Raw genomic sequence first — 6455 nt, forward strand, 5'->3', positions numbered from 1 at the left:
GCTATTAAAGCGGCTTATTAAAATACTAACCAGTATATATTAAGCTGCAAGTATCGCTTTAAGTCGCATTAGTGTGTCAGGTTCAACTGAACCACCACTGAGCGCTAGTAACTGTTTTAAATAATAGTTTAAATCAGCATGTTCGCCACGATGTTTGTCATCTAGCATGGCTACTTGTTCTGCCATTCTAAGTGACTTATCAGTTGAGCTTACGTTCGCTAGTATTTCCATGCGCGTAATAAGCTGTTCAGTATTTAATGTTGTTTTAAGCGGTGCTTGGTACTGACTTGGTAACGCTTCATTGTTCTCAAGTGCTGTAATTAGTGCATCTAAATTAGCTTGCTCTGATTTGCTTGTAAGCAATGCAAGTTTATCGTCAATGGCCGCTAGTAGCTTAGTCACTTTTGGCGCTAACGATCTAAATTGCGTGTACCCTTTCACTTTTGTTTCTAGGTCGTGTAGCTGCGCTCTTTGATTTACATCGCTAAGTGCTGCTTCAAGCTCAGCAAGTTCTGCAACGGCTTGTTTATCTGACTCATTTTGATCAAGTTTTTGCTGCTCAAATTCACTACTGCGCTTAGTAAATGTTTCATCGTTAAATTGACGAAATTTTTGCCATAACGCATTTTCAGCTTTCAAGCCTGCAAAACCAATGGTTTGCCATTGTTGTTGCATTTGCTTCAACTCTTGGCATGCAGCGGCTAAATCATCACTTTGTGACAACTGCTCTGCTTTTTCTACTAGCTCATTTTTAAGTGCAGCATTACTTTTATGAAATGCGTTTAATAAAGCCAGTACTTGCTGTTGCTCATTTTTATAACGATCGTTTAATGTACGGTATGTTTTAGGATCAACTTTACCTACACTGCGCCACGCTTTGTTTAAACGGTTGTATTGACTTTCATATTGCTTCCAATCAAAGTCATCCTCAGCAGTAGGCTGTAAATGAAGTGCATGCATATCGCTAATAATACTTTCGCGTTGTGCTTTAGATGCTTCGCGTTGTACTTCTTGCTCTGCAAAGTAACTACGACAAGGTGCAAATAACAGCTCAATTTTTTCATCAAACTGCACGCCTTGTTGCTTTTCTTCATCTGTATCTAAACGACCTAACTCATTCCAACGTTTACGTAGCGCTTTTACCTGCTCAGCACGTTGTTGTGGGTCTGTACACTCTTCGCTTACTAATGTGCTTACTTCTTCTAATAAGGCTTCACGCTTTGGTGCAGCAGCGTATTTTTGCCAATCTTTAGCGTCTGCAAGTTGCGCTTCAAGCTCTGCTTTTATATTTACAAGCGGCTGTTGGTATTGTTCAGTAAGGGTATTAAATAATTCTTCAAACCCTTTAAATACGCCAAAAGCAACGTTAAAACGGCCTTCTTCAATTAGGCGTTTAACATCACGTGCTTTACGTTTTGCTTGGCTTTGGTTTTTTTCAAGCGGCTTAACGAGTTCATTCATTGGTGCTAAAAATTGCTTTTTATGCGCGTTTAGCTGTGCTTTAAACGAACTTTGCAGTGCACCATCTAAAATATTTAAATGATTACGCGCTGCTTTAAAGCCATTATTAAACTCAGTTAAAGTAGCATCGTACTGCGCTAAGTCTTCTGCTGGTTTAATTTCACACAATGCTGTAAAAGCGAGCTTGTACTCTTTAATGGCAGCGGTTAGCTCAGGTAGCTTAGCAACTTGAGTAAATAACTTTTCTAGCTTACTTACAGCAAGTTTTGATTGCGTGTTATTAGCAAGTTCTGTTTCGCTAATAGCGTGCTTAGCTTGCGCTACTTTTGCATCAAGCCAATCTTGTTGAATTTGCTCTGGCGTTTCAAGACCAAGTTGTAATGCATTTTCAATCTCTTCGCTTAAAGCTTCAAGCGTTGCAAGGGCTAGCAATTGGCGCTGCTGTTGTGCTAATTGTTGCTGCTCTTTGTCGTGTACTGCTTTTAACTGCTCAATATGTGCATTTAACTTAGTGGTAATCGAAGTATATTTTTCATCAAGCAGCTTAACGCGCTCATCACTTAACCATTTAAGCTCAAGTGCTTGCCATTGAGCCATTAGCTCGCCTGCTTGTAGATTAACAACACCAAAGTCTGTTTTTTCACGCAAAGCATTTAACTTCGCTAAAATAATACGTGTTGCACCCTCTACTTCAAGTGGCTTTTCTATTGCTAGACGTTCATTTTCAATATGCGTTTCAAGTGCTGCTTTTGCTCCACCCTTCGCATGTTTTACTAATGGCTTAATTAATTGATGAGTAATAACAAGTTCAACTAAATGAGTTTGTAGCTCTTCGCTACCTTCTTTAAATGCTTTTTCTACTAGTTTTGGATTTGCTAAACGTTTTAATAATTTAACGCGTACTTGCAGCTCTTTTTCTGCAAACGCTAACTTTTCAAGTGTTTTTACTGGCGCAAAGCGCTCAATGTATTCATTTTTAATTTGCGGTGTTAGTGCACTTTCGCTATTTAAAACAGCATTTGATATTTGCAGCTCTGCTATATCTTTTAATGCCTGATCTTGTTTATACGCTTTCCACCAAAGTGGTAAATCGTTTACTTTTTGTAGTGCTTTGCGGCGTATTTCAGCTGAGCTATCTTCAAGTGCTAACGTGTTTAATATGGTTGCATCACGTTCAATGTCTAATTTTTCGATAGCATCAAGACGTACTTGTTGCTTAGGGTGTTTCCACTTCGGTGTAAAAAGGTGCTTAAAGATCATGTTCACTAAACCTAGCTATTTCGTTGTCTGATTTGAATTCTTTTTGTAGTTGAGCTTTTGTCTTTTGGATCATTTCACCATTAGCACCAATCGTAAATTGCTCATTAGATTGAGCCACCTTTGCTTGATACAACATAACCAACTGCACTGTTTGTTGCTTTTGTTCATCTGATAAAACGGTACCGTCTGGCCATTTGCCAGTAGAAGCACCGTATTGTAAGCGTTCGAATAATTCGGGAGTAATATTTTGTACAAGATTGTCGATATTCATGTCATTTTTTCTTTTTTAGAGTCACTAAAATAATACGGTTTATAATATACCAAATACAACCTACGCCAATTGCGGCAGTATAAGCATACCACTGAAGCGTTTCTTCTTGCGGTTGTAAAAAGTACAAACAGAAAAAACCACCTAAAAATAAGATAAGCGCCAAAAAGGAGTGATTTAGAAACATCTGCTTTTTTTTAATTCGCTGTTCGCGTTGAAGCTGTAAAACTTGCTCGTCGTTTAGCTCTGCAATGTTACTTTCGCAATGCGGACATTGTTTATGTTTATCTGAAATTGATTTTGCACATTTTGGGCAACGAATAATCGCCATACTTCTCTCCATACTACGCATAAAAAAAGCGCCTTTCGGCGCCTTTATTGTACTTGTTTTATTTCTCGTTGTCTTTTTTGAATTTAAACCAATAAGTGATTTAGAAACGATAAACATCCAAGTTACTCACTAAGTTTAATTACTCAGCGTCTTTTGACTGTTTTGCTAGGCGTTTTTCCCAGAAAGTGGCATTTTTAATACCTAATTTAACTGGGTCAAATGTGATTTTTCCGCCCTTTTTCTTCTGTTCTTCATAATCACTTAAACATAATAAAGCAGGCTTAGCTACGAAGAAAATAGCTAAAATACCTAATATGTTAATCCAAGCCATTAAGCCAACGCCAATATCACCAATAGTCCAAATATAACCTGAATTGTTAACCATGCCGTATGCCACCATAAACATAATCACAAATTTCACGATAACAAGCGGGATACTGCCTTTAAAATAACGATTTAAGTATGCAATATTAGTTTCTGCAATAAAGTAATAAGCAAGTATTGTAGTAAAGGCAAAGAAGAACAATGCAATACCCACAAATGCTTGTCCAAAACTGCCAAATACACTAAATAAAGCCATTTGAGTAAAGGCTGCTGAGCCTACTTCAGTGGCTGCATCAACATTTTGTACAATAAACTGTCCTGCTGGTAACTCACCCACAACATTGTATTGCTGCGTTATTAAAATCATCAACGCTGTTGCTGTACACACAAAGATGGTATCAACATAAACAGAGAAAGCTTGTACTAACCCCTGTTGAGCAGGATGGTCTACTTCTGCAGCAGCTGCTGCATGGGGCCCAGTACCTTGGCCTGCTTCATTAGAATATATACCACGTTTGACGCCCCAACCAATAGCAGCACCAAAACCGGCCTGCGCGGTAAATGCATCACTAATAATTAAATAAAATATATCGCCCACTTTATCTAAGTTTAAAAATACAACGATTAGTGCCAATACTATGTAACCAAGCGCCATAAATGGCACCACAATTTGCGTAAAGTTAGCAATACGTTTTATACCGCCAAAAATAATAAATGCTAAAACAATAAGGATAATTGCCAATGCGACTAACTTAAAGCTGCCTACGTCACCAAAGCTAGTAGTGACCATATTTCCATCGCCAAATACTTGGGTAAACGCATTACCTACCGCATTTGCTTGTACGCCGGGCAGAAAAACACCACAGGCAATAATTGCCGAAACAGCAAATAACACAGCTAGCCATTTTTGCCCTAAACAACGGTCAAAATAATATGCTGGGCCACCACGATATTGCCCGTTTTCTTCTGTTTTATAAATTTGGCCTAAAGTAGATTCTGCGTATGCGGTACTTGCTCCTAGAAAAGCAACAACCCACATCCAAAAAATAGCACCTGGCCCACCAAAACCGATAGCTGCTGCAACACCTGCGATATTACCAACACCTACTCGTCCAGATAAAGATACTGCAAGGGCTTGAAAAGATGAGATACCTTTATCAGACGTGTTAGGACTAAATAATAGCTTACACATTTCTTTAAAATGTCTAACTTGAGCAAATCGAGTTAACACTGAATAAAACAAGCCTGCGCCTAGGCATAAATAGATGAGTGCATTACTCCAAACAACATCATTAACAGCGCTTACAAAAGCTTCCATGGATATCCTCTATAGTTATATTTATTATTTTTAATTACGAGACTCAGCTTTAGCTACTACGCAACATAAGTTTCACGAAATAAGGTTTTACCTTTCCCGTCCCGACTCATTATTTAATTAATCTTAACTTAAGTACCCCAACCTTGTTAACACTTAATTTTCAAAATATCTAATTAAGGAGCTATTGTAAGGCACCACATCAGTTGTATTTAAATGAAAGTAGATTGATTTGTACCGATACGGTGATGATACGCCGCGAAGAAACGTTAAAAACGTTTTGAAATGAAGTTGCTATATGATTATTATTTTTTGTAAAAGGGGTTTTACTAAAAGTAAAAAGGGCATCAAAACTATTGATACCCTTCAAATAAACGTTTTATCTTAAATTATCAACAACATTAACAATAGCCGCTAATGTATCTTGACCAAACTGATATGAACGACGATCTGACCAGCCGTAATCAGGATCTGGTAAATCGTTGTTATCTTTAAATGGCATTTCAATTGTGTACGTTAATGCTTTAAATTCTTCAGCTGTAGCTGATGAGCCTACTGTAAGGTTAGCTTGGCCTGGCTCATCTTTTGGATAGCCATGTTCATCTTGAAACTCTGGAGTAATAGTTAAAAGCGCTGCTTTAAAGCTATCTTCTAGGCCTTTAAGACGAGCATCGTAACTTGGAATACCTTCACTACCTGCAACAAAGTTATACGGGATAGCTTCATCACCGTGTATATCAAGGTGCATATCTAGGCCAGCTTCACGCATTTTATTAAGCACTAAGTAAACTTCAGGGCTATTTTCCATGCTTGGTGTTTGCCATTCACGATTTAAGTTAACGCCTTTAGCGTTAGTACGCAGATGTCCGCGTGCGCTGCCGTCAGGGTTCATATTTGGTACAACGTAAAATACTGCTTTTGACAATAATGCAGCTGCATGTGGGTCTTCGTCATCAAGTAATTTGTGCAATAGCCCTTCTACATACCACTGCGCCATTGTTTCACCTGGATGTTGACGTGCTGTGATCCAGATGTTTTTCTTATCTTCACTTGGCTCACCAATTTTAAGCACACTCATATCGCGGCCATCGAGTGTTTCACCAAGCGTGATTAATTGGCAAGCGCCTTGGCTTTGTGCCCAAGACAATAAATCTAAATGGCGGTCGTAACTGTATGGTGCAAAGTAAGCAAAGTATACGCTGCCGCACTCTGGTTCAATTTCAAAGCTTAATGTGCCATTTTCATAGCTTGATGGTACACGAAACCATGTTTGACGGTCATATGATGCAACGGCTTGATACCCTTTCCAACCATCTGGGTAAGCTGATTTATCAAGCTCATTAATGTTTAACTTATGCAATTGGTAAGGTGTTGTTTCAAGACGAAAGTGAAACCACTGATAAAATTCAGACTGGTGATCTTTATTAATTTCTAATTGAATATTTAAAGGATCGGTGGCTTCAATAACTTTGATATTACCACTGTCGAAATTGCTG

At 38.3% G+C, this 6455-nt stretch carries 5 protein-coding genes; all 5 read right to left on the reverse strand.

The window, feature by feature from the left end; genetic code table 11:
* Positions 1-39 precede the first annotated feature (39 nt).
* Positions 40-2721 carry a DUF349 domain-containing protein gene (locus GQR46_RS01405; RefSeq protein ID WP_165739524.1) on the reverse strand — a complete coding sequence of 894 codons (2682 nt, stop codon included), beginning with the start codon at positions 2719-2721 and terminating at the stop codon, positions 40-42.
* Positions 2711-2992 (reverse strand): DUF1315 family protein, encoded by a 282-nt coding sequence (locus GQR46_RS01410; protein WP_007378333.1) that lies wholly within the window; start codon positions 2990-2992, stop codon positions 2711-2713. The genes GQR46_RS01405 and GQR46_RS01410 overlap by 11 nt, the downstream gene beginning before the upstream one ends.
* Position 2993: 1 nt before the next feature.
* Positions 2994-3320: a hypothetical protein gene (locus GQR46_RS01415; RefSeq protein ID WP_024593065.1), complete on the reverse strand. Its 327-nt coding sequence runs from the start codon at positions 3318-3320 to the stop codon at positions 2994-2996.
* A 139-nt stretch (positions 3321-3459) separates the two neighbouring features.
* Entirely contained in the window at positions 3460-4962 is a 1503-nt protein-coding gene (locus tag GQR46_RS01420; RefSeq protein ID WP_024593066.1) for an alanine/glycine:cation symporter family protein, read from the reverse strand.
* Between the two features lie 376 nt (positions 4963-5338).
* Positions 5339-6455 (reverse strand): M14-type cytosolic carboxypeptidase (locus GQR46_RS01425; protein ID WP_165739526.1); only part of this gene is annotated, 1117 nt, incomplete at its 5' end.

Origin of the sequence: Pseudoalteromonas sp. Z1A6, from assembly GCF_011378745.1 — a bacterium.
GTDB classification, from domain to species: domain Bacteria; phylum Pseudomonadota; class Gammaproteobacteria; order Enterobacterales; family Alteromonadaceae; genus Pseudoalteromonas; species Pseudoalteromonas arctica.